Here is a 21852-nt window from a genome sequence, read left to right as displayed (position 1 = left end):
CTGACGTGGAAAAGAACTTTTCCTGCTTTCTACTGATCAGCGCGACTCTTCGTCCTCGGGAGAGGCGGCCACGTTCCCTTCCGTCCAGGGCCAGGCGCGGGGCGAGGCCTCGTAGCGCGCGAGCAGCTCGGCGGGATCCTTCATCAGCACGCGGCAGCCCGCGGCGCGCAGGTCGTCCGCCGGGAAGCCGCCGCACAGCAGGCCCACGGTGGGCACGCTCAACTTGCCAGCGGCGAGCGCGTCATAGGGCGTGTCACCCACCACGCAGGTGGCGCTCACGTCCGGGCGCCCCAGCCGCTCGAGCGCCGCGGCGAAGATGTCCGGGTGCGGCTTGCTCTTCTCCGCGTCATCCTTGCTGGTGGCCTCCTCGAAGAGCCCCTCGATGCGGCACAGCTGGATGTAGTGCTTGAGCTCCTCACCCTTGGCGCTGGAGGCCAGGGCGACGCGCACCCCGTCCTTGCGCAGGCGCTGGAACAGCTCACGCACCTTCGGGAACGCGCGCACCTTGGGCAGGAAGTCCTTGAGGAAGAGCTTGCTGCGGTACTCGTCCAGGTCCTTGCCGAAGCGCTCCAGCTCCTCGTCATTGAAGAAGACGGGGATGAGCTGATCCGCGCCCTTACCGATCTGACTGCGCACGTGCGAGAAGGGCACGTCCCGGCCGAACTCGAGGAACGCCCGGCGCCAGGCCTCGGCGTGCTCATCCACCGAGTCCACCAGCGTCCCATCCACGTCGAAGATGACGTTCTGCACCATCACCCGTACCTCCACCCGGGGAAGGTGGGAACGGTGAGGCACGCGGGCAAGGCGGCGGTGGCGGTTACTTGGCCGCCGCGTCCACCAGTGTCTTGGTGAGGACTTCGTAACCCTCGGGAGCACCGAGGGTGAAGGTGTCGTTGGGCAGGGCGGGATTGAGCTCCACTCCGGAGAGTGTCGTCTCGCCCACCTTCTCGCCCTTCACCCAGCGGGTGAGGCGCTTGGGGACGCAGAGCTTGAGCGCCTCGTCACAGTGCTCCTCCTCCACGCGCACCTCGAGCGTGTCGCCCTCGGCGGTGAGGGAGCGCTTGCCGAGGAAGTCCAGCGTGGGCCAGCGCAGCGTGTAGGCCACCTCCAGGCCCTGGGCGGCGGGGTCCGCCACCTTCGCGGACAGCTCCACGGCCTCCTGCGCGCGCGGGTGGGTGGTGCGCTTGGCGCTGGCGCCCAGGGGCAGCAGCGGGGCGCGGAAGCCCTCGGGGGTGAAGGGGGCGAAAGTCTCGGTGAGGAAGCCGGCGCGCCGCTCCGGGGGCAGCTCCGTCTTGAAGGTGGTCAGCCGCTTCTCCGTCTCGCTCAGCTCGAAGAGCCGCTCCCCATCCCACGAGAAGGTGCGGGAGATGGGCGCGCCCAGCGCGGCGCGCATCCGCTGCGGCGAGCGGTAGGCGAAGCTGAAGCCCACGGGCTCCGCGGCACCCTCGCTCGTGCGGCCTTCCAGGCGGTAGCTCGTCAGCCGGCCATCGCGCTCGGTGAGGCGCTTCTTCACCTCGGTGAGCAGGGCGGCGGCGGGGTCCTCACCCGACTTGGTGCAGCCAGCGAATACGAGCAGGGCGGGGAGCAGGAGGCGGACGCGCATACGGAGGGCGGGGGCGAAGAAGGGAGAAAATAAAGAAGGCCCCACTGTTGCCAGGGGGCCTTCTCGAAAGACAGCGACTCCGAGCGATTACTTGACGGCAACGCCCATCGCGGAGGAGCTGGTCACGCCGATGATGCCACCGGCCAGGGCGAAGATGCCGTGGCGGGGGGTGGTGCCGGCGCCCTTCAGGTCGAGCTTGGTGGCGCCCATGGCCTTGGCCTCGGCCACCAGGAGCTTGTTCACCACGGTGTCGAGGTCGCTCTGGACCAGGTCGACGATGTGGAAGATCGCGGTCAGACCCAGGGCGTTCGCCTGGATCACGGCAACGGCCTCGCCGCCGTTCGCGGAAATCTCAGCGCCGGAAACAACCGCGCTCTCGACGCTGGTGCACGCCACGAGGCTGCTCGCGGCAACGGCGGTCAGAATGGCCTTCTTCATTGTGTTCCCTCCCAGATAGATGGCTTGCGGGAAATGTAAGGGATCGATCATTCGAGCGAGCCCTTGGTTGAGTGTTCGGTCCCCAAGCGCGGCGCGTTCGTAGCAGATGGCCGCTTCAAGTCAAGCGCAGTTCCCGGCAGATTCCCCTTTTTCCCGGGCCCGGCCCTTGCGTTGCAAAGGATCAATGCGCTTGGTAGCCAGACCTTGGCACCCCCGATGGAGATCGCTCCCGCCCGCCCTGCAGTGAGGCTCTGGCCGCACCTGCTGCTGTTCGTGCTCACGGTGGGCACGACGCTCAGCGCGTACCCTGTCTCCTTCGTGGGCGTCTTCCCGTGGGATGCGCTGGGCATCTCTCGGGTGTGGAACGACGCGCTGGCCTTCAGCCTGGCGCTGCTGACGATCCTCGGCTCGCACGAGATGGGGCACTACCTGCTGGCGCGCTACCACAAGGTGGATGCGACGCTGCCCTACTTCATCCCCCTGCCCATCATCGGCGTGGGCACGCTGGGGGCGGTGATCCGCATCCGCGGGCGCATTCCGCACCGCAACGCGCTGGTGGACATCGGCGCCTCGGGCCCGCTGGCGGGGCTGATTGTCGCCATCCCCATCCTTATATGGGGCCTGTTGCACTCGCAGGTGGTGGACGCGCCCCAGACGGCGGTGGCCTTCCCCGGCGAGGACTCGCTGGTGTCGCTGCTGCAGCGGCTGTTCGCCTGGACGATGGAGCAACTGACCCAGGTCGCTCCCGCCGCCGCTACCGAGGTGTATGTGCCCCGGGCGACCATCTTCGCCGACAACCTGCTGATGCAGGGGCTCACCTACCTGACGCTGGGGCCGCTGCCAGAGGGCAAGGACGTGGCGGTACACCCGGTGGTCATCTCCGGGTGGTTCGGCCTGCTGGTGACGCTGCTCAACCTGCTGCCGGTGGGGCAACTGGACGGCGGGCACCTGGCGTACGCGCTGTGGGGCAGGCGCGCGCAGTGGGTGGGGAAGACGGCGGCGCTGGTGCTCCTGGGGCTGACGCTGTTCGCCACGGCGTCCTGGGGTGTGTGGCTGTTGGTGGTGAGCAAGATGGTGGGCTTCGGGCACCCGGAGGTGGTAGAGCCAGAGGTGCCGCTGAGCACCGGGCGCAAGTGGGTGTGCGCCCTGTGCTTCCTGGCGCTGATCGCCTGTGCCATGCCCATCCCCCTCCGTCAGGTGTAGCCATGAGGTACCTGTGTGATGCGTGCGAGCGGCTGGCGCCGCCGGCCGCGTTCCGAGTCGAGCTGGGCGTGCTGGTGATGACGTGCGCGCGCTGCGGCCAGGAGAGCCGTGCGCGGCCCGAGGAGGCGCTCGCCGCGGCGGTGGCGCAGACGGAGCTGGAGCCCCCTCTGGCCCTGCCCCCCCGGAGCACCACGGTGCCCTCGCTGAAGGTGGTGACGCTGCGGCCCTCGGAGGAGCGGGTGCGGGAGGCGGCGGCGCTGGCGCGCTCGGAGGATCCGCTGGCGGTGCCGCCGGGCTTCTGTCCCAAGTGCATCGCGGTGCGCAAGGAGGGCGCGGTGTCGTGCGCCTCCTGCGGGCTGGTGTACGCCAACTTCAACCCGCAGGAGCACGAGCTGTCCGAGCCGCTGCGCGCCGCGTGGCTCACGGTGCTGGAGCGGTGGGACGACCGGGACGCGCACGACCGGCTGCTGTCGCTGGCGGTGGGGCGGGGAGAGCTGGCGATGGCGGGGCGCCTGTACCGCATCCGCCTGGCGCAGGCGCCGGAGGACCTGTACGCCCAGCGCGGGCGGGACGAGGTGGTGCGCCTGGCCTCGGCTTCGCCGGTGGGCTTCGCGCCCGCGGCGGCGCCGGCGAGCTCGAACCGGGCACAGCTCATCGCCGGGCTGTTCTTCCTCATCGTGCTGGTGGTGGTGGGCCTGGTGCTCTACCGCCAGTTCCGGATGACGCTCGGGAACCCCTGAGGTGCGCGAGGCCCAGGCCATCAACCTCTCGTGGCTGCTGCGGCTGCGCTGGGGTGCCGTGGTGGGGCAGGCGGCGCTGATCCTCCTGGCGACCGTGGGGATGGGCATGGCGCTGCCGCTGGTGCCGCTGTTCGCCACGGTGGGCGTGGCGGCGGCGAGCAACGGGGCGCTGGGGTTGTGGGCGCGGCAGCCGCGAGACATTCGCGAGTGGATGCTGTGGGCGGTGATGGCGCTGGACGTGGTGCTGCTCACGGTGCTGCTGGACTTCAGCGGCGGCCCCTTCAACCCCTTCAGCACGCTGTACCTGGTCCACATCGCCCTGGCGGCGGTGGTGCTGGGCGCCGGGTGGACGTGGGCGCTGGTGGCCATGGCCTCCGCGTGCTTCGGCACGCTGTTCGTCCGCCACCTGTGGGTGCCCGGTGGATCCGCTGGCGCCGAGCACCACCACATCAATGACGTGCGGCTGCACCTGGAGGGCATGTGGGTGGCCTTCGGGCTGGCCGCGGTCTTCATCGTCTACTTCGTGCAGCGAGTCACCCGGGCGCTGGCCCAGCGTGAGGCGGAGTTGGTGGCGGCGCGCGCGGTGACGGCGCGCAACGAGAAGTTGGCGGCGCTGGCCACGCTGGCGGCGGGGGCGGCGCACGAGCTGTCCACGCCGCTGTCCACCATCGCCGTGGTGGCCAAGGAGTTGGAGCGGCGCGCGGAGCTCACGCCGGCGGGCCGCGAGGACGCGCAGCTGATCCGCCAGCAGGTAGCGCGCTGCCACGACATCCTCGGGCAGATGGCGGCGGATGCGGGCGCCAGCCGCGGAGAGGCCTTCGTCTCGGTGCCGCCCGCTTCGTTGTTGGAGGGAGCGCTGGAGGGCCTGAGCGGGCGCGAGCGCGTCCAGGTGGAGACGGAAGGGCGCGGCCAGCAGGAGGCGGTGTCCGTGCCGGCCCGTGCGCTCACACACGCCATTCGCGGGGTGGTGAAGAACGCGCTCCAGGCCTCGCCGGAGGGAACGCCGGTGCGGCTGGTGCTCTCGCGCGAGGCGGCGCTGTGGCGGCTGTCGGTGGAGGACGGGGGGCGGGGGATGACGGCGGAGGTGCTGTCGCGAGCGGGCGAACCCTTCTTCACCACGAAGCCACCAGGGGAGGGGATGGGGCTGGGGCTCTTCCTGGCGCGGGCGGTGCTGGATCAGCTGGGTGGGAAGCTGGAGCTGCGCTCGACGCCGGGGCAGGGCACGCGGGTGGAGCTGACGTGGCCGGCGGGGGGCCTGCGACAATTTGCCCCGTTGTCCCCGGAGGCGAGCGGGGCGAGCCTCCCGGCCCCGGGTGAGTGAGCCCGGCCCGTTATGGCCACTCCGAGAGACTCCGACGCACCCTCACTGCTGCTGGTGGATGACGACGCGGTCTTCCGCGAGCGGCTGGCGCGCGCCTTCCGCGAGCGGGGCTTCGAGGTGGTGACGGCGGGCTCGGTGGACGAGGCGCTGGCGGCGGCGCGGCAGGAGTCCCCGGAGCTGGCGGTGGTGGACCTGCGGATGCCGGGTCGCAGCGGTCTGGAGTTGGTGCGCGAGCTGCGGGGGTTGGACGACTCCACGCGCATCATCGTCCTCACGGGCTACGGCAGCATCGCCACGGCGGTGGAGGCGGTGCGGCTGGGAGCGCTCAACTACCTGCCGAAGCCGGCGGACGTGGATGACCTGCTGGTGGCGCTGGCGCGAGGGCTGGGAGAGCCGAGCCCGCAGGTGGCCGAGGAGTTCCAGGCGCCCTCGCTGGCACGGGCCGAGTGGGAGCACATCCAGCGGGTGCTCAACGACTGTGACGGGAACATCTCCGAGGCGTCGCGGCGGTTGGGGCTCCACCGCCGCTCGTTGCAGCGAAAGCTGCAGAAGTACCCGCCGTCGCAGTAGCGGCTCACTTCGAGGAGAGGACCTCGGCGCGAAGCTCGGGGAAGACCTTGCCCACCTTGCCGAGCAGGTAGTCGCCATAGGTGCCACGGAAGGCGTGGACGCTCTGCCCGTCCCAGCGCTCGGAGCGGTCATCGGAGGCGGCGCCTTCGAGGGCCGGGGAGTCGATGGGACGCACCTCGGCGGTCCAGCTCGGGTCGAAGAAGAACGGCAGGGACAGGCGGTCTCGGCCGGCGCGGTTCCGCACCCGGTGGGGCGTCGAGCGATAGAGGCCGCGCGTCATGCGGTCGAGCATGTCGCCGATGTTGCACACGAAGGAGTCGGGCACGGGTGGCGCCTCGACCCAGCGCACCTGGCCGCCCGCGCGCGACTTGACCTGGAGGCCGCCCGCATCGTCCTGCTTGAGGATGGTGAGCACGCCATAGTCGGTGTGCTCGCCCACGCCCCAGACGGGCTGCCCGTCTTCGGCGAGCTCGGGGCCGGGCGGGTAGTTGAAGATGCGGAAGAGCACGAGCGGATCGGCGGTGTAGCGCGCGGCGAAGTAGTCCGCGTCGAGGCCGAGGCTGAGGGCGATGCCGGACATGAGGGCGTGCCCGAGGCCCGTGAGGGCGGCCATGTACGCGAGGACCTCGTCGCGCAGTCCGGCCGGCTCCCGGGGGAACAGGTTGGAGCCATGGAGCGGCGTGCCGGTGCGCACGAGCGGGTGGGTGGGAGGCAGCTCGGCGCCGAAGTAGAGGCCCTCCTTGCGGTCTGGACGGCCGGAGGTCAGCTCGCCGCCGACGGGGAAATACCCTCGCCAGGCGGGCCCGCCGAGCGCCATGCGCACGGCCATCTTCTCTTCGAGGGGGAGCGCGAAGAACCGGCGGCTCGACTCCTCCAAGCGGGCTTGGAGCCCGGCGTCGATGCCATGGCCGACGACATAGAAGAAGCCGCTCTCGCGACAGGCGGCGCCCAGTTGTTCGGCGACGGCGCGGCGCGAGGCGAGGCTCGCGGAAGGCTCGACGAGCGCACGCACATCGATGATCGGGACACGATCGAACTCAGCGGCAACGGGCACGGCGTTCATAGGGGGCTCACGCGTCGAGGCGGACCTCGTGGAAGTCACGCGCCACGGGGTGGAGTGGCTGTGCGGGCAGTGCGCCCTCGCGCACCAGCCACGTGGTGTGCAGGCCCGCGGCCCGCGCCGCGTCCAGCTCCTCCTTCACGTCGGAGAGGAAGAGGATGTTTCCTGGTGCCTCTCCCAATTCCTGGGCGATGCGGCGGTAGGACGCCACCTCGCGCTTGGCGCCCACGCGGGTGTCGAAGTAAACCGAGAACAGCGGCGTCAGGTCTCCATGCGAGCTGTATCCGAAGAGCAGCTTCTGGGCCTGCTCTGAGCCGGAGGAATAGACGTAGAGCCGCAGGCCCTGGCGCTGCCACTGGCGCAAGAGCTGGGCAGCATCCTCGTAGAGATGGCCCTGGAACGCGCCCTCGCGGTAGCCGCGCTCCCAGAGCATCCCTTGCAGGAGCTTGAGGGGCGGGCTCTTGCGATCCTCGGCGATCCACCGCAGCAGTTGGGCGATGAGCGCCGGGGTGTCCTCCGGGTCGAGCTCCGCCAGGCGCGCCGTCTCGTGAAGCTGCTCACGGACCGCGGGCTCCCGCAGGTGTTGAAGGACGAACTCCTCCAGGTGCCGGGCCGAGTAGGGAAAGAGCACCTCATGCACGAAGCGCAGGGAGCTGGTCGTCCCCTCGATGTCCGTGACGATGGCGCGGATCATCCCGCGTGAACCACCTTCTCGAAGCGCGGAAGGCGCTCGGCAATTCCATCCCCGGTCCACTGGGCGGCCCAGCCCTCGGTGCTGGTGAACAGGCGGATGCAGGTGAAGTCGGGCTCCGGCCCCATGTCGAACCAGTGCCGGGTCCCCGTCGGGACGCTGATCAGGTCCTGCTGCTCGCACAGCAGGGCATACACCTCGGTCCCCAGGTGCAGGTAGAACAGCCCTCGGCCCCGGACGAAGAAGCGCACTTCATCCTCGGAGTGGCGGTGCTCGGAGAGGAACTTCCGGCGCATCTCCTCCTTCTGGGGATGGGAAGGGGTGAGGTTGATGACGTCGGCGGACTGGAAGCCGTTCTCCGCCTTCAGCCGCGCCACCTCGGCCGCGTAGCTGGAGAGGATCTCCGCCTGGCCCGCGGAGGGCGGCAGCGCCCGTGTCTCCCAGCGCTCGAAGCGAACGCCCTGGGCTCCGAGCAGGCGCGCGATCTCCGCGCTATCGCTGGTCGTGACACGGGGAGTGGGTGCGCCTTCTTCCGCGAAGATCTTCAGTGTGCTCATCGGGTGATCCGGATCGTCTCCAGCTCGCAGGCCAGGAGGAACTCGAAGGCTTCCACGTGGCGCAGGCTGTCGGCCATGGTTCGGCCCCAGGTATACAGCCCATGCCCGCGAATGAGGTAGCCCGGCGTGGCCGGGTGAGCGCGCAGGTAGTCGCGGGTGGTGGCCGCCAGTGCGGGGATGTCCTGGGTGTTGTCGAAGATGGGGACGACCAGCTCCAGCGCGTGGGTGGTGACGCCCTCGAAGGCCTTCTGGAGCTCGTAGTCCCGCAGGCGGACGGCGTCCTGTCCGCGCAGCAGCCGGCTCAGGACGGTGGCGGTGAGGGAGTGGGTATGCAGCACCGCGCCCACGTGGGGGAACAGCTCATAGAGCGTCGTGTGCAGCAGCGTCTCCGCCGAGGCTTTGCGCTCGCTCTGGACGGGTCGCCCGGCCAGGTCCACCACCATCACGTCCTCGGGCGTGAGCTGGCCCTTGTGGCGACCGGAGACGGTGATGGCCAGGTGCCCCGCGTCGATGCGGGCCGAGTAGTTGCTGCTGGTCGCCGGGGACCAGCCTCGGGAGTAGAGCAGGCGTCCGGCTTCGATGATCTGCTGCGAGCGCTCGGCGTAGCAGGTGGCGTCCAACACGGGGGCTCCGGGTTGAGGGCATGCTAAAGGAACAGGATGCTCAGCGTCCCACGAAGTCTCTGCGCTTTCTTGTCCCTGTCGCTGATGCTGGCCTGCAAGAGCCAGAATGCAGAGCCTGCCGCGTCGAGCCAGGCCCCCGCGCCGGCGGCCGCTGCCCCCGTCGCCGAGAAGCCCCGGATCGGCCTCGTGCTAGGGCTGGGAGGGCGCGGCGATCACGCCTTCAATGACTCGGCGCTGCGCGGTCTGGAGCTGTGGGCCGCGGGCCTGAAGTACGAGGGGACGGGATACAAGCCCGCCACGCCGGAGGAGCTCCAGGCCTCCCTGGGGCCGGAGCTGGCCCGGCGAGACCCGGCCATTACGCCGCTGGGCATCACCCCCAGCATCCTGCAGAGCCAGGTGGCGGAGGACTACGAGCCGAACCTCCAGCTCACGGTGGAGCAGGGCGTGGCGCTCACCGTCGCCGTGGGCTTCATGCTGGAGAACGCGGTGGAGGTGGTGGCGCAGCGCCATCCGAAGCAGCGGTTCCTCTTCGTGGACAGCCCGCTGCTCACGCCCGCCAACGAGCCCTACTCCCTGCCGAACGTGCGGGCGGTGACCTACCGCGCCGAGGAAGGCTGCTTCCTGGCGGGGGCGCTGGCGGGGCTGGCGACGAAGGAAGGCAAGATCGGCTTCGTGGGAGGCATGGAGATTCCCCTGGTGAAGCAATACGAGGCGGGCTTCCGCGCGGGGGTGGCTTCCACGAATCCCAAGGCCACGGTGGTGGCCAACTACACGGGGAGCTTCACCAACTTCGCCGCGGGCAAGCAGGTGGGGCAGGACTTGGTGACCAAGGGCATGGACGTCATCTTCTCGGCGGCGGGAGTGGATGGGCTGGGCGCCATCCAGGCGGTGAAGGAGGCGAGCGAGGCGGGCCGCGCGGTCTTCGTCATCGGCGTGGACTCGGATCAGTTCCACCTGGCGCCGAAGGCGATGTTGACCACGGTGCTCAAGCGGGTGGACCTGACGATCTACGAAGGCATCCGCGACCAGGTCCAGGGCCGCTTCCACGGAGGCCTGGTGTCCATGGGCCTGAAGGAGGGCGGCATCGCGCTGGCGCCGGTGCGCCTCGACTTCCCAGGCAAGGAGGAGGCCTTGAGCAAGGTAGAGGCGCTGAAGGCGAAGATCATCGCGGGGGAGCTCGAGGTCCCCACCCCCTGAACGCGTCATAAGAAGGAGATCTTCGCCAGGGCGGGGATGACGCTGGATGATCCGGCGAACAAGATGCCGCTATCGGGTCACTATGGGCCCCACCCCAGGCGGTATCATGAGATCGTTCTCAGCACCCTGGACGATGCAACGGCGAACTGTCGCAGCGTCGTGGAGTGCCGGGGAGCTTTGACTGGCGCACTTCAGAGGCTGGCCAGGCAGATCTCCACTCCGGGAACAGAACTGAACCAACTCGTCACCCGGCAGCAAGCGCGTTAAATGGAGTCCATGGCGGAGCGGTTTTTCCAGCTATCCGACGACGTAGAACTCCCTCACCGCTGGCACTTGGCGCTCCCCAGGGACAGTCACGGCCAGAAGGTGGACGACTGGCAATTCAGGCTCGGGGTCCCCGTCCACATCAAGGATCGCTTGAGAATTCCCATCGAGAGCGCGGGAAAGCCGCTGGACTTCACGGAGGCGGGTATTCGGCTCCCTGTGGTTCATGTCCGGGTCGCATCCATGTTCTCGGAGCTGGCACGGGATGATGTGCAACTGATTCCAGTGGACGTGGAGGGCCAACCAGAACAGCACCTCATTCTCGTGGCGACCCGCCTCATCCGTTGTATCGATGAACAGGCATCCCGGATCGAACTCTGGACGCATGAAGACGGTGTGCCGCACAAGGTGGGTCAGTACTTCTCCGTGCGTGACATGCGCATCGACAAGGCGAAGGTTGGGAGCGCCCAGGTGTTCCGTTGCGAGGGGTGGATGGGTCCGCTGATCGTCTCCGGCAGGATCAAGGACGCCTTGGAGCGCATGGGCGCCACGGGCACGAGGTTCGAGGAAGTCTGATCTACTGGGCGCTGGGCAGGGTGGCCAGCGGCGCGGGAGCGAGCACCAGGGGCGCGGCGACGAGCTCCACGGACGCGCGGCTCCCCAAGGGGTCCACGTACCCGCCGGGCAGCTTCACCTGATAGTGGAGGTGCGGCCCGGTGACGCGGCCCGTGTCGCCCGAGCGCGCTACGAGCTCCCCAGCCTGCACCTGCTGCCCACGCTTCACCTCCACGAGCGACAGGTGGCAGTAGTGCGTGCGCACGCCGGAGCCGTGGTCCAACTCGATCCAGTGCCCGTTGACGGGACCCTGGAGGACGCGGGTGACGACGCCGCTCGCGGGAGCGCGTACCTCGGTGCCCACGGGCGTGGCGATGTCGATGCCGCGATGCTCCGAGAGGCCGCCGAGGATGGGGTGGATGCGCGGGCCGAAGCGGGACGTCACCCGCCAGCTCCGGTCCACGGGCCACCCGAGTCCGTAGAGGGTCGCCCATCGCTCCGCCTCGCGAACCTGTCGCAGCAGGGGCCGCTCCCGGCGACGCAGGACACGCGAGAGCGCGGCCGTGCTGATGCGCTCGGGAGCCTGCCGCAGCCGCTTCCGTGCGCGCTCCATCGGCTCCGGGCCGAGGAAGAAGGCCGAGAGCGTCAGCACCCGGGTGCCATGCTTCGCATGCAGTGCCCGCACCAAGGCGAGGAGATCCACCTCCCGGCGGGAGGAGGCCAGCTCGGGAGCGGGCGCCACGCCTCCCTCGGGCGTGAGGACGGCCACGAAGGTCGGCGCGGGACTGAACGGAAGCCACGACTCCAGGATGCGCCGCTGCTCTTCCTCGGGGAGCGTCTGGAGCACGGTGCGCGCCGCCAGGGCCAGCGCCTGTGCCTCATCGAGGTCCGGAGCCACCCGTGGCGCCGAGCGCCAGGTGTAGGAGGCCTCGAGAGAGCGCGAATCCAGGGGCGACGGCCGCCTGCGGAATTCAGGAGACGGCTGACACGCGCCGAGCGCCAGCGCGAGCAGGCACGCGACGAGGGGACGCACGAGCGATGTGGAGGGGCGGAGCGGCACGGGGAGCGAGCGAACGCTGGAGGCGATTCCACATTCCTGAGGCCCCCTTCGCAACCGGTCGCCCACAGCCTGCTCGGATGCTGGGCGAGCGTGTGCCTAGACTGGGCCGCTCGCCGTGGAGGCGAGCTCCCTTTGGAGGAGTCTGATGAGCGTGTCCTTGTTGAGCGTGTTGGGGTTCGCGGCGTGGACCCTGCTGCTGGTCGCCGGCGTGGTGGTGTACCGCTCGCTGTCCGTGCTGTCGGGGCGGCGCCGGGCCAACGACTGGACGCGCGGCAAGCCCACGGAGGATCCGCCGCTTCTGCAGCGGCTGATGCACGCGCACGCCAACTGCCTGGAGAACCTGCCCCTGTTCGCGGCGGTCATCCTCGTGGCGGGGCTGATGGGGAAGCTGAGCGTCACGGATCCGCTGGCCGGGTGGTACCTGGCGCTGCGAATTGGCCAGAGCGTGGTGCATTTGACGGGCACCTCGCACTGGCAGGTCCTCGCGCGCTTCTCGTTCTTCGTCCCGCAGTTGGTGATTCTGGGGTGGATGATGGTGCGCCTGTCAGGAGCGCTCTGACGGCGGCCTCACCCCGCCGTCACAGGCTCTTGCCGTCGAACGGCGTGATCTTGAGCGTGTCGACGTTGACGCCCTCGAGGCAGCGGACGTTGATGGCGCGCATCGCTCGCCCGTCCGGCATCTCACCGCTGCCGAACGAGCGGATGCCGCAGGTGGAGCAGAACAGGTGGTGAACATGCTTCTTGCCGAACTGGTAGTCCGTGAGGGCGTCTTCGCCCGACAGGAGCTTGAACTCCTGCGCGGGCACGAAGGCCAGGATCGAGGCCGTCTTCGCGCAAATCGAACAGTTGCAGGAGATGAGCTCGTTCAGGTCCAGCTTCACCTCGTAGCGAACCTTCCCGCAGTGACAACCACCTTTGTACGTCTCGGCCATGATGGGGCTCCTCTGATGAGCGGGGCGCGTGCTCCCGCTACTTCGTGGGCTTTACGGACAGACACATTTCCTTGAGCGCCTCCAGGCGGGAGGAGGGCCCGGTGCAGTCTGCCTTGACCTGCACCTCCTTGCCGTTGCGAATCACGTGAACCGCGTGCGTGTCGTATTGCGGACCGAGGACCACCAGGTAGCCATTGGGGAGCTCTCTCTGCTCGGAAACGGGGGGCTTCAGGGCGCCAGGGCGGCGCTTGGAGGTGATGGATTCGACGGCCTTGTCCAGGTTGGTGACAGGGGTGAACTCATCCAGGGACTCCACGGAGACGACGACATTGATCGGCGTGGAGTCCGGAGCCACGAGCGTCTTGTAGGTCATGCTCCAGTCATCCTGGGTTCCCGTGGCCTCGCTGGGCACCTTGATGGCGAAGCCCCTGGTGCTGGAGCGCTCCACCAGCTCGAGGCGCTTCGTCTCGGAGGGCTTGGCGCCGCCCGAGGGCTTCTTCTCCTTGGCGAGCGCCGAGGGGGCGTACGACAGGCACAGCAGGCTGCTGAGGACAACGGCTCGGAGGGAAGTCATAAGGGTCCTCTTGTCACGGCATCGGGTTCTTCAGCGTCGCCATGCTACATGGCGGACACCCTTCGTGAGGCCTGATCAGCGGGCGTGCAGGTTGGCGGTGGACATCCTGCCTCCGAGCCCACGGCCTGCCGGGCATGGGGTCGTTACATTTGGCGTCACAAACGGCCCCCTCCAGATTCTATGAGCAGAGAGAAGAAACGTCAGCGGCCCGCGGCAATCCGAGGCGCGGAGCAAGGAGCAGGGTCCTCCAGCGGCAAGAGGCGTGTGATGGGTGCGCAGAAGCTAGGGCAGGAGTCGGTGGCGTTGCCTTTGGCGCGGAGTGCCCGGGAGGAGTTCTGGGACTCCGGCCATGAGCCGCGTTCCCGATTCGAGCGCGCGGAACTCCTGCTGGAGAAGGTCAGACACGTGCAACGTCGGGCCTCGGACCTCCTGCAACAGGGGAAGGATCGGCTCGCCCGGCGCTTCGCCCGGACTGCGTATGACAGCGTCGCCGAGCGCTTCCTGCGGCAGCAGCAGGTCGAGAAGGCGATGAACTTCTGGTGGGGGCACGCGCCTCGAATCCGCCCTCAGACGGAGCAGCGGGTGCTGAGCGCCATGAAGAGCGGCTGGGAGAGCCGCCTGCTCGAGGGCCAGGTGCATCGCGTTCATTTCCACCAGGAGCAGAACATCCGGGTAGAGCCAGTGGACGAGGGCTTCGTCTGCAAGCTCTGGGGGCTCGGCTGCTCGGGCCATGGCGGTGCGCCGCGAGAGGCCATGGACGATGCGGCGCTCCGGATTCAGCGGGAGACCCAGCGGTTGAACCAGGAGATGACCCACCGGCTCTCTGGTGAGGAGCGCAAGCGCAAGCGCCTCCTGCTGGGCGCCGTGGACATCGTCCGCTCGGGCGTGCTCGAGGAAGTCCCACGGACGACGTGGGTCTTCGGTCGGATCGAAACCCGAGAGAAGGGCAGGGCGAGCTTTCGAGCCCTCGAGGAGGGGGGCGGCACCTTCCGGCTGCCCAGGAGGCTGATCCCACGCCCGTGTACCGAGTCCTTCCACTTCGCCGAGGTGCGGGCTGGTCCGGCGGGTGAGCCCATCGGGCCTGTCGTGTCGCTCGAGGAGGTTGCCTCCTCGCCAGAGCGCCCAAGCGAGGAGAAGGAGTCCGTCACCGTTCCCGCGATGCCACTCGAACAAGAATGAGAAGCCGTCACTGGAGGCGCGTGCCCCCGTGTTGGCGAGTGGTGGAAAAGGGGAATGAGGATGGAGGACTCGCTAGCGATCTACTTCTTGGATGTCGGCCAGGGTGACTGCTCCTTCATCGTTCCCCCGGGCGAAGAAGGGCCCATCCTCTTCGATTGCAAGGACTCCCTGGTCGCTCGGCACTTCGTGGCGGACCACAACATCCGCAAGCTCTCTGCGGTGGTGGTGTCTCACCTGGACCAGGACCACATCGGGGGCCTGCTGAACTTCTTGAAGAACTTCCTCCGGGACGGTGGCCAGATCGAACAGGTCTTCATCAACCAGGATCGCTCTCCCGACGAGCTGCGAAACCCGGAGGGTCCGAAGCGCAGGCTGCTGGACCAGTTGGATGCGTGGGCGGGGGAGAGGCACTTCGAGCTGAAGGCCGCCAACTGGGAGGGCGCTCCCAAGGTGGTTCGCGCGGGGGCGGGGTGGAAGGTCAGCATTGTGTTCCCCGCCTTCCGGGACGTCTCCCGCACCCAGGTCCTCGGAGAGCACGCGGCGAACAAGGTCTCGGTGGTCCTGCGCGTGGAGAACGCACTCGGAGAGGGCGTGCTCATTGGCTCGGATGCGCCCCTGCTGGCGTGGGAGGAGATCCTGAGAGGCAGCGCGTCGGGCAATCGCTCGAGTCAGGAGGGGCTGCAGCGCTTGCGCGCCGGGGTGGTGCGCATTCCCCACCACGGCGGGAGGTTCAATGAAAAGGAGAGCGGAAGCCTGAGCGGGCAGAAGCTCTACGAGCACATCCGCGCGAGCACCGCGGTGTGCTCGGTGGGGACCCGGAACACCTATGGTCATCCCCACCCGGAACACGTGAAGGCCACGGTGCGGGGAGGAAGTTGCCGGCTCCTCTGCACCCAGCTCACCCACGCCTGCCATCCCCAACCCGAGCGGGTGCGCATGACGCGAATCGCCGCCGCGTCGGGGGTGGAGTACCCCTATCGCCATCGAATCAAGCCGCTGAAGGAGCAGGCGCCGCCCCGGGATCGTGTGCCCCGGAAGCCCGAGGTGCCCTGCGCGGGCTCGATCATGGTCAACCTCCTCGGAGACCAGTTCGACATCGAGCCGGCGTTCGGTGATTGGCACACCGAGTTCGTCGAGTCCCTGAGGGGCCCCTTGTGCCAGTCGGGACCTCCGAAGCGGCCACGGAAGGGCCCGGCGTCGCCTCCGGCCCCCGCTCCCGGCGGAGGCCTCTTGAAGACGGCCATCACCGCGCTGCGGGCGGGGCTGGCCGCTCGGAGACGCCAGCAGCGGCGGCCGGTCCAGCAGCCGGGGGCTTGACCTCGACGGAGGCGGAGGGCTTCAGCTCCAGCGCGAGGAACATCTCGTAGAGCGCCTGCTCCGCGGCGGGCTGATAGCTGCGGAAGCGGTTGTAGAACGCGACCGCCGCGCAGACGCTGAAGACGGCGATTCCGGCGCTCTGCCAGGGGGTGAGCGTGTCGCGCTTCTGCCAGAGCAGGAGCGCTCCGGCGAGGAGCGAAGCGCCCATGAGCCCGCGCGACATGTCCCGGAGCGCCAGGAACTTGTCATAGACCTCCCGCTTGCTCTCGACATGGCTCAGGCAGATGCCCAGCAGCGCCTGGCGTGGCAGCTGGACGTCGGGCAGCTTCTTCTTCATGAGCTGCTCCACCTGCACCTGGAGGAGGTTGCAGGTCTCGTAGGCGGGGTTGCTGTCGCGAGGGGGCACGAACTGCCGGGTGAAGTAATCGACGAGCCCCTGGCTGAAGAGCCCCGCGACGTAGGCGAAGACGATGAAGACCAGCGGCTCCGAGGGCTGGAGGTACTCGAGGGCGAAGAGGTTCCAGGGCCAGAAGGCCGCGATGAGCGAGCCTGGCACCAGCACGCCGAGGATCTCGTAGAACCACGTCTTGAGCACCGCGAAGATCTTCGTGAGAAGGTCCATGGCGTCCCGGGCTGGCTATCGCGGAGTTCCCGAAGGCGTGCCCCCGTCAACGGACGGAGCGCCTGCGTCCGGTACGCCGGCATCGCTCACGCCGCCATCGCTCACCCCGCCGTCGGCGCCTCCCTGCGAAGCCATGCCGGCGTCCGGTGAAGTGCCAGGCCCCGCCGCGGCGACAGGCGGCAGGGCCTTGAACTCGGGCTTGCTCTGAGTGGACAGCAGCAGGAGTCCCGCGCCGAGGGCCACGAGGAGCACGTATGCCGTGTCCCCGCGCAGGACGGGGCCACCCGCGGGCGGCGCGGCACTGGCGGGCTCACGGCGCAGCACCAGCCCGAGCAGACCCACGACGGCACAGCCCAGGGCAATGGCCAGAATGGCTGCCTTGAGGACCATGAGCTCGCGGAGCGCGGAGAGGTTCACCACGGCGTTGAGGTATTCGGCCGAGTACGGCGCCTTCTCCGTACCCTCCAGCTTCTCGAACGCGTGACACGCCCCCCCATCGAGGAGCCAGACGAGGAGCCAGAAGGAGACCAGCAGGGCGCCCCCGCTGATGAGCCCGGCGCGCGAGGAAGTGTCGGAGCTGGACATGACGTCAACAACGAATAGGGCGCGTCCTCGCTGGCGGAAACCTGCCCCGGTGAGCGGCGGCAGCGTTGAGTGCATGGCACGAAGGAACTCGACGCTCCTCCCTCTGAGGTCCAGGATGGCATGCTCCAGGGCATGAACCTGGGGGAGCGTGCATGAAGGATTTCCTCAAGACACTCGTGGCTTGCTTGATCGCGCTGGGCATCTTCGCCGGAGGCGCCTTCTTCCTGCTCGTGGGCTTCGTGGCCGTAGCGGGCGCCGCCAAGCCCACGGTGCCTTCCAAGGCCGTGCTGGTCCTGGATCTGGACATGAACCTGCTCGACCGCACGAACGAGGCCGGGCCGAGCGAGATGCTCCAGAGCGCGCTCCAGGGCGAGGAGACGCGGGTGGTGGCGCTGGCCACCGTCGTGGCGGCGCTCGACAGGGCCACGGAGGACGAGCGCATCGTCGGCCTCTTCATGACGGGCAACCTCAACCCCGTGGGCTACGGCTCGGGCCACGCGGCTCTGCGGGAGCTACGCGGCGCGCTTCAGCGCTTCAAGGCCAAGAAGCCGGTGTGGGCCTACAACCTCGAGTGGGGCAAGCACGACTACTTCCTTGGCGCGGTGGCCACGACGCTGGTGGTGAACCCCGCGGGCCACGTGGAGCTGAACGGCCTGGCGTCGGAGCCGACGTTCTTCGGGGATGCCTTCCAGAAGTACGGCATCGAGGTGCAGGTGACTCGGGTCGGCAAGTACAAGTCCGCGGTCGAGCCCTTCATCCTCAACCGCATGAGCGACCCCAGCCGGGAGCAGCTCCAGAAGCTGCTGAACGACATGTGGACCGAGTGGAAGGCCGCGCTCAGCGCGGACCGGAAGCAGACGCCCGAGGCCATCCAGGCCGTGGCGGATGAGAAGGGCCTGCTGGAGCCGGAAGAGGCGCAAGAGGCCGGGCTCGTGGACCGCGTCGCGGCCTATGACGAGGTTCTGGAGGAGCTGAAGAAGCTGTCGGGCACGGACGAGAAGGAGAAGACCTTCCATCAGATTCCGCTGGATACCTACGCCGAGCTCGAGGTCCGGCCCAAGGAGGGCAAGCACCGGGTCGCGGTGGTGTACGCGGAGGGCGTCATCGTCAACGGCGAGGGGCGCCACGACCAGGCGGGCGGCGATCGCATCAGCCGCGAGCTGCGCAAGCTGCGCCAGGACGAGGACGTGAAGGCCGTGGTCCTGCGGGTCAACAGCCCCGGAGGCAGCGCGGGCGCCTCGGACCTCATCCAGCGGGAGGTCATCATCACCCGGAAGGTGAAGCCGGTGATCATCTCCATGGGCAGCTACGCGGCCTCGGGGGGCTACTGGATCAGCGCCTACGGAGATCGAATCTTCGCCCAGCCCACGACGATTACAGGGTCCATCGGTGTCTTCGGCCTGCTGCCCAACGTGCAGAAGCTGGCCAACACGCACGGCGTCACCTTCGACAGCGTGCAGACGGCGAAGATGGCGAACCCGGCGACGCTCACCCGGCCCAAGACGGAGGCGGAGCTGGCGCGCATTCAGCACATGGTGGATCGCGTGTACGAAGAGTTCCTGACCAAGGTGGCCGAGGGCCGCCAGCTTCCTCGCGACAAGGTGCATGAGATCGGCCAGGGCCGGGTGTGGTCCGGGGAGGAGGCGCGCAAGCTGGGGCTCGTGGACGAGGTCGGCGGGCTGCAGGAGGCGGCGAAGTTCGCGGCGGAGAAGGCGGGAGTTGGCAGCGACTACCGGATGGATCTCCCGGAGCGGCCCAAGCCCTTCTTCCAGCAGCTCATGGAGTCGATGGACAAGAAGCAGAAGCCTCGGGCGCACGCGGCGGTGGAGCGCGTGTGGTCCGACCTGCAGCGGCAGGTGGAGATGCTGCGCGCGTTCAACGACCCCGCAGGCGTCTACGCCATCATGCCGGTGGAAGTGACGGTGGATTGAGAGAGCGCTTCCCTGAGTCCTCGTCCTGGATGACCCACAGGAGGGTCTATCTTCAGACTCGAATTCAGACCAGGATGAGGACTCCATGAAGCCCCTTCAGGTATCGGAAGACATCCTGCCCATCGCCGACTTCAAGGCGCGTGCGTCGGAGGTGGTGCGTCGGTTGCGCGAGCATCGGCGCCCGGTTGTCATCACCCAAGGAGGCAAGCCAGCGGCCGTGCTCCTGGCTCCCGAAGAGTTCGACCAGCTGGCCGCACGGGCGCGGTTCCTGACCGCCATCGATGAGGGGATGGCGGATGTCGAGGCGGGGCGCGTCCTGTCCGACGAGGAACTCGGCGCATCGCTGAAGGAGGCTCTTGGGAAGCACAAGGCGTGAGCCGAGGGACGCAGCTCCGCTGGTCGCTCCGGGCCAGGAACGATCTGGTGGCCATCGCTCGCTTCATCGCCTCGGATGACCCGGCCGCCGCGCGTGCGTGGGTCGAGAAGCTGCGTGGGCAAGCCCGGCGTGCGGCGAGTACTCCGCTGACGGGAAGACGCGTGCCGGAAGTCGGGCGAGACGACATTCGTGAAGTGCTGCTGCGGCACTACCGCATCGTCTACCGTGTCGAGCCGCGCGGCATCGTGGTGCTCACCGTATTCGAGGGGCACCGCCTGTTCCCGCGCGAGCCGCTGCCTGAGGATTGAAGGCCCGAGTGCGGGAATGCCGCTCCGTTCCCCACCCTGGAGCCATCCGAGCGCCATCCCGGTGTCCACCTCCCTGCCGGGCAAGCCGGCAAGGGAGCGCAAATGTCCCGATCTCCCAAGCGTATCGGGCTGTTATCTTGTTCCACCGCCTCGCAGGCCCGAGGCTCCCTCTCCGATGGCGCTCACGCTCGTCCGCTCATTCAATGTCGATACCCTGCTCGGTCCGGGAGGCGCGCTCCAAGCCGCGCTGCCCGCGTACGAGCACCGTCCGGAGCAGCTCCAGATGGCGCGAGCCGTGGAGCGAGCCTTCAACGAGCGCAGCTACCTGCTCGCCGAGGCGGGCACGGGCACGGGCAAGACGCTCGCCTACCTGGTGCCCGCGCTGCTGTCCGGTCGCCGCGTGGTGGTGTCCACGGCGACGAAGACCCTGCAGGACCAGATCTTCTTCAAGGACTTGCCGCTCCTGAAGGAGCGCATCGGCCTGAACTTCGAGGCCGCCTACCTCAAGGGCCGGGGCAACTACCTGTGCCTGCAGCGCTACAACGCCTTCACGAAGGACCCGACGTTCGGCTCGCGAGAGGAGGTGCGCCACTGGCCGCACATCCAGGAGTGGGCGACACGGACGGAGACGGGAGACCGGGCGGAGCTGGAGCTGCCAGAGAACTTCAGCGCCTGGTCGCGGCTATCGGCCACGGCGGAGACGTGCCTGGGCTCGAAGTGCCCGCTGTACGAACAGTGCTTCGTGACGCGGATGCGGCGCGAGGCGGAGAGCGCGGACCTGCTGGTGGTGAACCACCACCTGTTCTTCGCGGACCTGGCGCTGCGGGGCGCGGGCCGGCGCAACGAGGGTGTGTTGCCGCTCTACGAGGCGGTCATCTTCGACGAGGCGCACGCGCTGGAGGACGCGGCGAGCGGTCACTTCGGCTGCAGCGTGTCCAACCACCGGCTGGACGAGCTGTCGCGCGACGCGGTGGCGGCGCTGCCGGAGACGGACGGGCGCTTCACCACGATGCGGGCGCTGGCGGCGCGGGTGCGCACGTACGCGGAGGTGCTCTTCACCCAGGCGCCTCGGGTGCTGGGGCTGACGGGGAGCGAGGGCGGGGTGGCGCTCAAGCCGGACCGGATGGCGCAGCTGTCGGGCTCGTTGGACCAGGTGCGGGAGAGCTTGGCGGCGCTGTCGGCCTTCACCGCGAGCGAGCGTGAGCCGGAGCTGCTGGCGCTCGCCCGTCGCGGCAATGAGATGGCCGAGGAGCTGAGCTTCCTGGAGAAGGCGGACTCCACGGACCACGTGTACTGGGCGGAGGCTCGCGGTCGAGGCGTGTTCCTGCGCGCCAGCCCCATCGACGTGGCCAAGGAACTGCGTGGGCGGCTCTACGGCGGGGTGGACACGGTGGTGTTCACCTCGGCGACGCTGGCGGCCGAGGGGCGCTTCGACTTCTTCGCGCAGCGCATGGGGCTGTACGACGACGAGGGCGTGCCGGTGGCCGAGGTGCGGACGCTGTCGGTGGCGAGCCCCTTCAACTTCGCGCAGCAGGCGGCGCTCTACCTGCCCACGCACCTGCCGGATCCGGCGGTGACGGGCTTCATCGAGGCGGCCTCCGAGGAGATCGTCCAACTGTGCGAGGTGTCGGGTGGGCGGGCCTTCGTGCTCTTCACCTCGCTGCGCAACATGGAGCGCGCGTACGAGCTGACGAAGGACCGGCTGCCGTACCAGGTGCTCAAGCAGGGCGATCGGCCCAAGCAGCAGCTCCTGGAGGCGTTCCGGGAAGAGCCCAGCGTGCTGTTCGCGGCCCACAGCTTCTGGGAAGGCGTGGACGTGCCGGGCGATGCGCTGAGCCTGCTCATCATCGATCGGCTGCCGTTCGCCTCGCCGGGAGACCCGCTGGTGGCGGCGCGCATCCGGCAGCTCGAGGCGCGCGGAGTGGAGGCCTTCGGGCAGTACCAGTTGCCACAGGCGACGCTGGCGCTGCGCCAGGGCTTCGGGCGGCTCATCCGCACGCAGAGCGACCGGGGCGCGGTGGCGCTGTTGGACCGGCGCATCGTGACGAAGCCGTACGGGCGGGCCTTCCTGGAGAGCCTGCCGCCCGCCCAGCGCGTGGACGACCTGAGCGCGCTGCGCGGCTGGTTCCACGAGGGCACCCTCTGA

25 protein-coding genes and 1 pseudogene are annotated in these 21852 nt (G+C 68.8%); 14 read left to right on the top strand and 12 right to left on the bottom strand.

The window, feature by feature from the left end; genetic code table 11:
- Positions 1 to 36: 36 nt before the first annotated feature.
- The 3 genes from SYV04_RS15075 to SYV04_RS15065 all read right to left on the bottom strand — a co-directional run bounded on the left by SYV04_RS15075 (position 37) and on the right by SYV04_RS15065 (position 2041).
- Positions 37 to 753, bottom strand: a complete 717-nt coding sequence (locus SYV04_RS15075; protein WP_321546447.1) for an HAD family hydrolase — start codon at positions 751 to 753, stop codon at positions 37 to 39.
- A 64-nt stretch (positions 754 to 817) separates the two neighbouring features.
- On the bottom strand, positions 818 to 1603 hold the full coding sequence (locus SYV04_RS15070; protein ID WP_321546446.1) for a hypothetical protein: 786 nt from the start codon (positions 1601 to 1603) through the stop codon (positions 818 to 820).
- A gap of 87 nt (positions 1604 to 1690) precedes the next feature.
- The gene (locus SYV04_RS15065) at positions 1691 to 2041 is read right to left on the bottom strand and encodes a hypothetical protein (protein ID WP_321546445.1); all 351 of its coding nucleotides are present in this window, start codon (positions 2039 to 2041) and stop codon (positions 1691 to 1693) included.
- 216 nt (positions 2042 to 2257) lie between these two features.
- On the opposite strand from SYV04_RS15065, the gene SYV04_RS15060 reads away from it, so the two are divergent.
- From SYV04_RS15060 to SYV04_RS15045, 4 genes are read left to right on the top strand one after another with little or no spacing between them, the layout of a single operon-like run.
- Positions 2258 to 3244 (top strand): site-2 protease family protein, encoded by a 987-nt coding sequence (locus SYV04_RS15060; RefSeq protein WP_321546444.1) that lies wholly within the window; start codon positions 2258 to 2260, stop codon positions 3242 to 3244.
- 2 nt (positions 3245 to 3246) lie between these two features.
- Positions 3247 to 3984 (top strand): hypothetical protein, encoded by a 738-nt coding sequence (locus SYV04_RS15055; RefSeq protein WP_321546443.1) that lies wholly within the window; start codon positions 3247 to 3249, stop codon positions 3982 to 3984.
- Position 3985: 1 nt separating this feature from the next.
- Complete coding sequence (locus tag SYV04_RS15050; protein WP_321546442.1) at positions 3986 to 5305, top strand: ATP-binding protein; 1320 nt, start codon at positions 3986 to 3988, stop codon at positions 5303 to 5305.
- Positions 5306 to 5317: 12 nt separating this feature from the next.
- Positions 5318 to 5875 (top strand): response regulator transcription factor, encoded by a 558-nt coding sequence (locus SYV04_RS15045; protein ID WP_321546441.1) that lies wholly within the window; start codon positions 5318 to 5320, stop codon positions 5873 to 5875.
- 4 nt (positions 5876 to 5879) lie between these two features.
- Here the strand turns inward: SYV04_RS15045 and SYV04_RS15040 are convergent, their stop codons facing one another.
- The 4 genes from SYV04_RS15040 to SYV04_RS15025 are packed head-to-tail and all read right to left on the bottom strand — an operon-like array spanning position 5880 to position 8806.
- Positions 5880 to 6938 (bottom strand): isopenicillin N synthase family dioxygenase, encoded by a 1059-nt coding sequence (locus SYV04_RS15040; protein WP_321546440.1) that lies wholly within the window; start codon positions 6936 to 6938, stop codon positions 5880 to 5882.
- Positions 6939 to 6945: 7 nt separating this feature from the next.
- Positions 6946 to 7629 carry an acireductone synthase gene (gene mtnC / locus SYV04_RS15035; protein WP_321546439.1) on the bottom strand — a complete coding sequence of 228 codons (684 nt, stop codon included), beginning with the start codon at positions 7627 to 7629 and terminating at the stop codon, positions 6946 to 6948.
- Positions 7626 to 8183 carry a 1,2-dihydroxy-3-keto-5-methylthiopentene dioxygenase gene (locus tag SYV04_RS15030; RefSeq protein ID WP_321546438.1) on the bottom strand — a complete coding sequence of 186 codons (558 nt, stop codon included), beginning with the start codon at positions 8181 to 8183 and terminating at the stop codon, positions 7626 to 7628. The genes mtnC and SYV04_RS15030 overlap by 4 nt, the downstream gene beginning before the upstream one ends.
- A complete protein-coding gene (locus tag SYV04_RS15025) occupies positions 8180 to 8806 on the bottom strand; it encodes a methylthioribulose 1-phosphate dehydratase (protein WP_321546437.1) in 627 nt (208 codons plus the stop codon). Before SYV04_RS15025 ends, SYV04_RS15030 begins: the two co-directional genes overlap by 4 nt.
- An 84-nt stretch (positions 8807 to 8890) precedes the next feature.
- On the opposite strand from SYV04_RS15025, the gene SYV04_RS15020 reads away from it, so the two are divergent.
- The 3 genes and pseudogenes from SYV04_RS15020 (at position 8891) to SYV04_RS15010 (ending at position 10843) form a co-directional block, all read left to right on the top strand.
- Positions 8891 to 10003 carry a BMP family lipoprotein gene (locus SYV04_RS15020; RefSeq protein ID WP_422723939.1) on the top strand — a complete coding sequence of 371 codons (1113 nt, stop codon included), beginning with the start codon at positions 8891 to 8893 and terminating at the stop codon, positions 10001 to 10003.
- Positions 10004 to 10015: 12 nt separating this feature from the next.
- Positions 10016 to 10270, top strand: a pseudogene (locus SYV04_RS15015) (AHH domain-containing protein); the annotation flags it as partial.
- Positions 10271 to 10279: 9 nt separating this feature from the next.
- Positions 10280 to 10843: an imm11 family protein gene (locus SYV04_RS15010; protein ID WP_321546435.1), complete on the top strand. Its 564-nt coding sequence runs from the start codon at positions 10280 to 10282 to the stop codon at positions 10841 to 10843.
- A gap of 1 nt (position 10844) precedes the next feature.
- Here SYV04_RS15010 and SYV04_RS15005 read toward each other — a convergent pair whose 3' ends face one another.
- Positions 10845 to 11855: a M23 family metallopeptidase gene (locus SYV04_RS15005; protein WP_321546434.1), complete on the bottom strand. Its 1011-nt coding sequence runs from the start codon at positions 11853 to 11855 to the stop codon at positions 10845 to 10847.
- 172 nt (positions 11856 to 12027) lie between these two features.
- On the opposite strand from SYV04_RS15005, the gene SYV04_RS15000 reads away from it, so the two are divergent.
- Positions 12028 to 12441, top strand: coding sequence for an MAPEG family protein (locus tag SYV04_RS15000; protein WP_321546433.1), 414 nt, complete (start codon positions 12028 to 12030; stop codon positions 12439 to 12441).
- Between the two features lie 19 nt (positions 12442 to 12460).
- Here SYV04_RS15000 and SYV04_RS14995 read toward each other — a convergent pair whose 3' ends face one another.
- On the bottom strand, positions 12461 to 12814 hold the full coding sequence (locus SYV04_RS14995) for a GFA family protein (protein ID WP_321546432.1): 354 nt from the start codon (positions 12812 to 12814) through the stop codon (positions 12461 to 12463).
- 37 nt (positions 12815 to 12851) lie between these two features.
- Positions 12852 to 13388 carry a hypothetical protein gene (locus SYV04_RS14990; protein WP_321546431.1) on the bottom strand — a complete coding sequence of 179 codons (537 nt, stop codon included), beginning with the start codon at positions 13386 to 13388 and terminating at the stop codon, positions 12852 to 12854.
- 267 nt (positions 13389 to 13655) lie between these two features.
- Here SYV04_RS14990 and SYV04_RS14985 point away from each other — a divergent pair, with 267 nt between their 5' ends.
- Both SYV04_RS14985 and SYV04_RS14980 read left to right on the top strand, forming a co-directional pair.
- Entirely contained in the window at positions 13656 to 14567 is a 912-nt protein-coding gene (locus SYV04_RS14985; protein ID WP_321546430.1) for a hypothetical protein, read from the top strand.
- A gap of 60 nt (positions 14568 to 14627) precedes the next feature.
- The gene (locus SYV04_RS14980; RefSeq protein ID WP_321546429.1) at positions 14628 to 15884 is read left to right on the top strand and encodes a ComEC/Rec2 family competence protein; all 1257 of its coding nucleotides are present in this window, start codon (positions 14628 to 14630) and stop codon (positions 15882 to 15884) included.
- On the opposite strand, the gene SYV04_RS14975 is transcribed toward SYV04_RS14980, so the two are convergent.
- Positions 15811 to 16506 (bottom strand): hypothetical protein, encoded by a 696-nt coding sequence (locus tag SYV04_RS14975; protein ID WP_321546428.1) that lies wholly within the window; start codon positions 16504 to 16506, stop codon positions 15811 to 15813. The genes SYV04_RS14980 and SYV04_RS14975 overlap by 74 nt on opposite strands.
- 15 nt (positions 16507 to 16521) lie before the next feature.
- Entirely contained in the window at positions 16522 to 17091 is a 570-nt protein-coding gene (locus tag SYV04_RS14970; RefSeq protein ID WP_321546427.1) for a hypothetical protein, read from the bottom strand.
- Positions 17092 to 17243: 152 nt separating this feature from the next.
- Here SYV04_RS14970 and sppA point away from each other — a divergent pair, with 152 nt between their 5' ends.
- The 4 genes from sppA to SYV04_RS14950 all read left to right on the top strand — a co-directional run bounded on the left by sppA (position 17244) and on the right by SYV04_RS14950 (position 21852).
- Complete coding sequence (gene sppA, locus SYV04_RS14965; RefSeq protein WP_321546426.1) at positions 17244 to 19022, top strand: signal peptide peptidase SppA; 1779 nt, start codon at positions 17244 to 17246, stop codon at positions 19020 to 19022.
- A gap of 85 nt (positions 19023 to 19107) precedes the next feature.
- Positions 19108 to 19398, top strand: a complete 291-nt coding sequence (locus tag SYV04_RS14960; RefSeq protein ID WP_321546425.1) for a type II toxin-antitoxin system Phd/YefM family antitoxin — start codon at positions 19108 to 19110, stop codon at positions 19396 to 19398.
- Positions 19395 to 19706 carry a type II toxin-antitoxin system RelE/ParE family toxin gene (locus tag SYV04_RS14955; RefSeq protein ID WP_321546424.1) on the top strand — a complete coding sequence of 104 codons (312 nt, stop codon included), beginning with the start codon at positions 19395 to 19397 and terminating at the stop codon, positions 19704 to 19706. Before SYV04_RS14960 ends, SYV04_RS14955 begins: the two co-directional genes overlap by 4 nt.
- 175 nt (positions 19707 to 19881) lie before the next feature.
- The gene (locus SYV04_RS14950) at positions 19882 to 21852 is read left to right on the top strand and encodes a DNA repair helicase YoaA (protein ID WP_321546423.1); all 1971 of its coding nucleotides are present in this window, start codon (positions 19882 to 19884) and stop codon (positions 21850 to 21852) included.

The sequence above is a fragment of the Hyalangium ruber genome (assembly GCF_034259325.1).
Classification (GTDB): Bacteria; Myxococcota; Myxococcia; order Myxococcales; family Myxococcaceae; genus Hyalangium_A; species Hyalangium_A rubrum.
This window is presented reverse-complemented; position numbering and strand designations above follow the sequence as displayed.

Coding starts and splice junctions, on each gene's coding strand:
- SYV04_RS15075 (WP_321546447.1), bottom strand. CDS start 753: ATGGTGCAGAACGTCATCTTCGACGTGGATGGGACGCTGGTGGACTCG.
- SYV04_RS15070 (WP_321546446.1), bottom strand. CDS start 1,603: ATGCGCGTCCGCCTCCTGCTCCCCGCCCTGCTCGTATTCGCTGGCTGC.
- SYV04_RS15065 (WP_321546445.1), bottom strand. CDS start 2,041: ATGAAGAAGGCCATTCTGACCGCCGTTGCCGCGAGCAGCCTCGTGGCG.
- SYV04_RS15060 (WP_321546444.1), top strand. CDS start 2,258: ATGGAGATCGCTCCCGCCCGCCCTGCAGTGAGGCTCTGGCCGCACCTG.
- SYV04_RS15055 (WP_321546443.1), top strand. CDS start 3,247: ATGAGGTACCTGTGTGATGCGTGCGAGCGGCTGGCGCCGCCGGCCGCG.
- SYV04_RS15045 (WP_321546441.1), top strand. CDS start 5,318: ATGGCCACTCCGAGAGACTCCGACGCACCCTCACTGCTGCTGGTGGAT.
- SYV04_RS15040 (WP_321546440.1), bottom strand. CDS start 6,938: ATGAACGCCGTGCCCGTTGCCGCTGAGTTCGATCGTGTCCCGATCATC.
- mtnC (WP_321546439.1), bottom strand. CDS start 7,629: ATGATCCGCGCCATCGTCACGGACATCGAGGGGACGACCAGCTCCCTG.
- SYV04_RS15030 (WP_321546438.1), bottom strand. CDS start 8,183: ATGAGCACACTGAAGATCTTCGCGGAAGAAGGCGCACCCACTCCCCGT.
- SYV04_RS15020 (WP_422723939.1), top strand. CDS start 8,891: ATGCTGGCCTGCAAGAGCCAGAATGCAGAGCCTGCCGCGTCGAGCCAG.
- SYV04_RS15010 (WP_321546435.1), top strand. CDS start 10,280: ATGGCGGAGCGGTTTTTCCAGCTATCCGACGACGTAGAACTCCCTCAC.
- SYV04_RS15000 (WP_321546433.1), top strand. CDS start 12,028: ATGAGCGTGTCCTTGTTGAGCGTGTTGGGGTTCGCGGCGTGGACCCTG.
- SYV04_RS14995 (WP_321546432.1), bottom strand. CDS start 12,814: ATGGCCGAGACGTACAAAGGTGGTTGTCACTGCGGGAAGGTTCGCTAC.
- SYV04_RS14990 (WP_321546431.1), bottom strand. CDS start 13,388: ATGACTTCCCTCCGAGCCGTTGTCCTCAGCAGCCTGCTGTGCCTGTCG.
- SYV04_RS14985 (WP_321546430.1), top strand. CDS start 13,656: ATGGGTGCGCAGAAGCTAGGGCAGGAGTCGGTGGCGTTGCCTTTGGCG.
- SYV04_RS14980 (WP_321546429.1), top strand. CDS start 14,628: ATGGAGGACTCGCTAGCGATCTACTTCTTGGATGTCGGCCAGGGTGAC.
- SYV04_RS14975 (WP_321546428.1), bottom strand. CDS start 16,506: ATGGACCTTCTCACGAAGATCTTCGCGGTGCTCAAGACGTGGTTCTAC.
- SYV04_RS14970 (WP_321546427.1), bottom strand. CDS start 17,091: ATGTCCAGCTCCGACACTTCCTCGCGCGCCGGGCTCATCAGCGGGGGC.
- sppA (WP_321546426.1), top strand. CDS start 17,244: ATGAAGGATTTCCTCAAGACACTCGTGGCTTGCTTGATCGCGCTGGGC.
- SYV04_RS14960 (WP_321546425.1), top strand. CDS start 19,108: ATGAAGCCCCTTCAGGTATCGGAAGACATCCTGCCCATCGCCGACTTC.
- SYV04_RS14950 (WP_321546423.1), top strand. CDS start 19,882: ATGGCGCTCACGCTCGTCCGCTCATTCAATGTCGATACCCTGCTCGGT.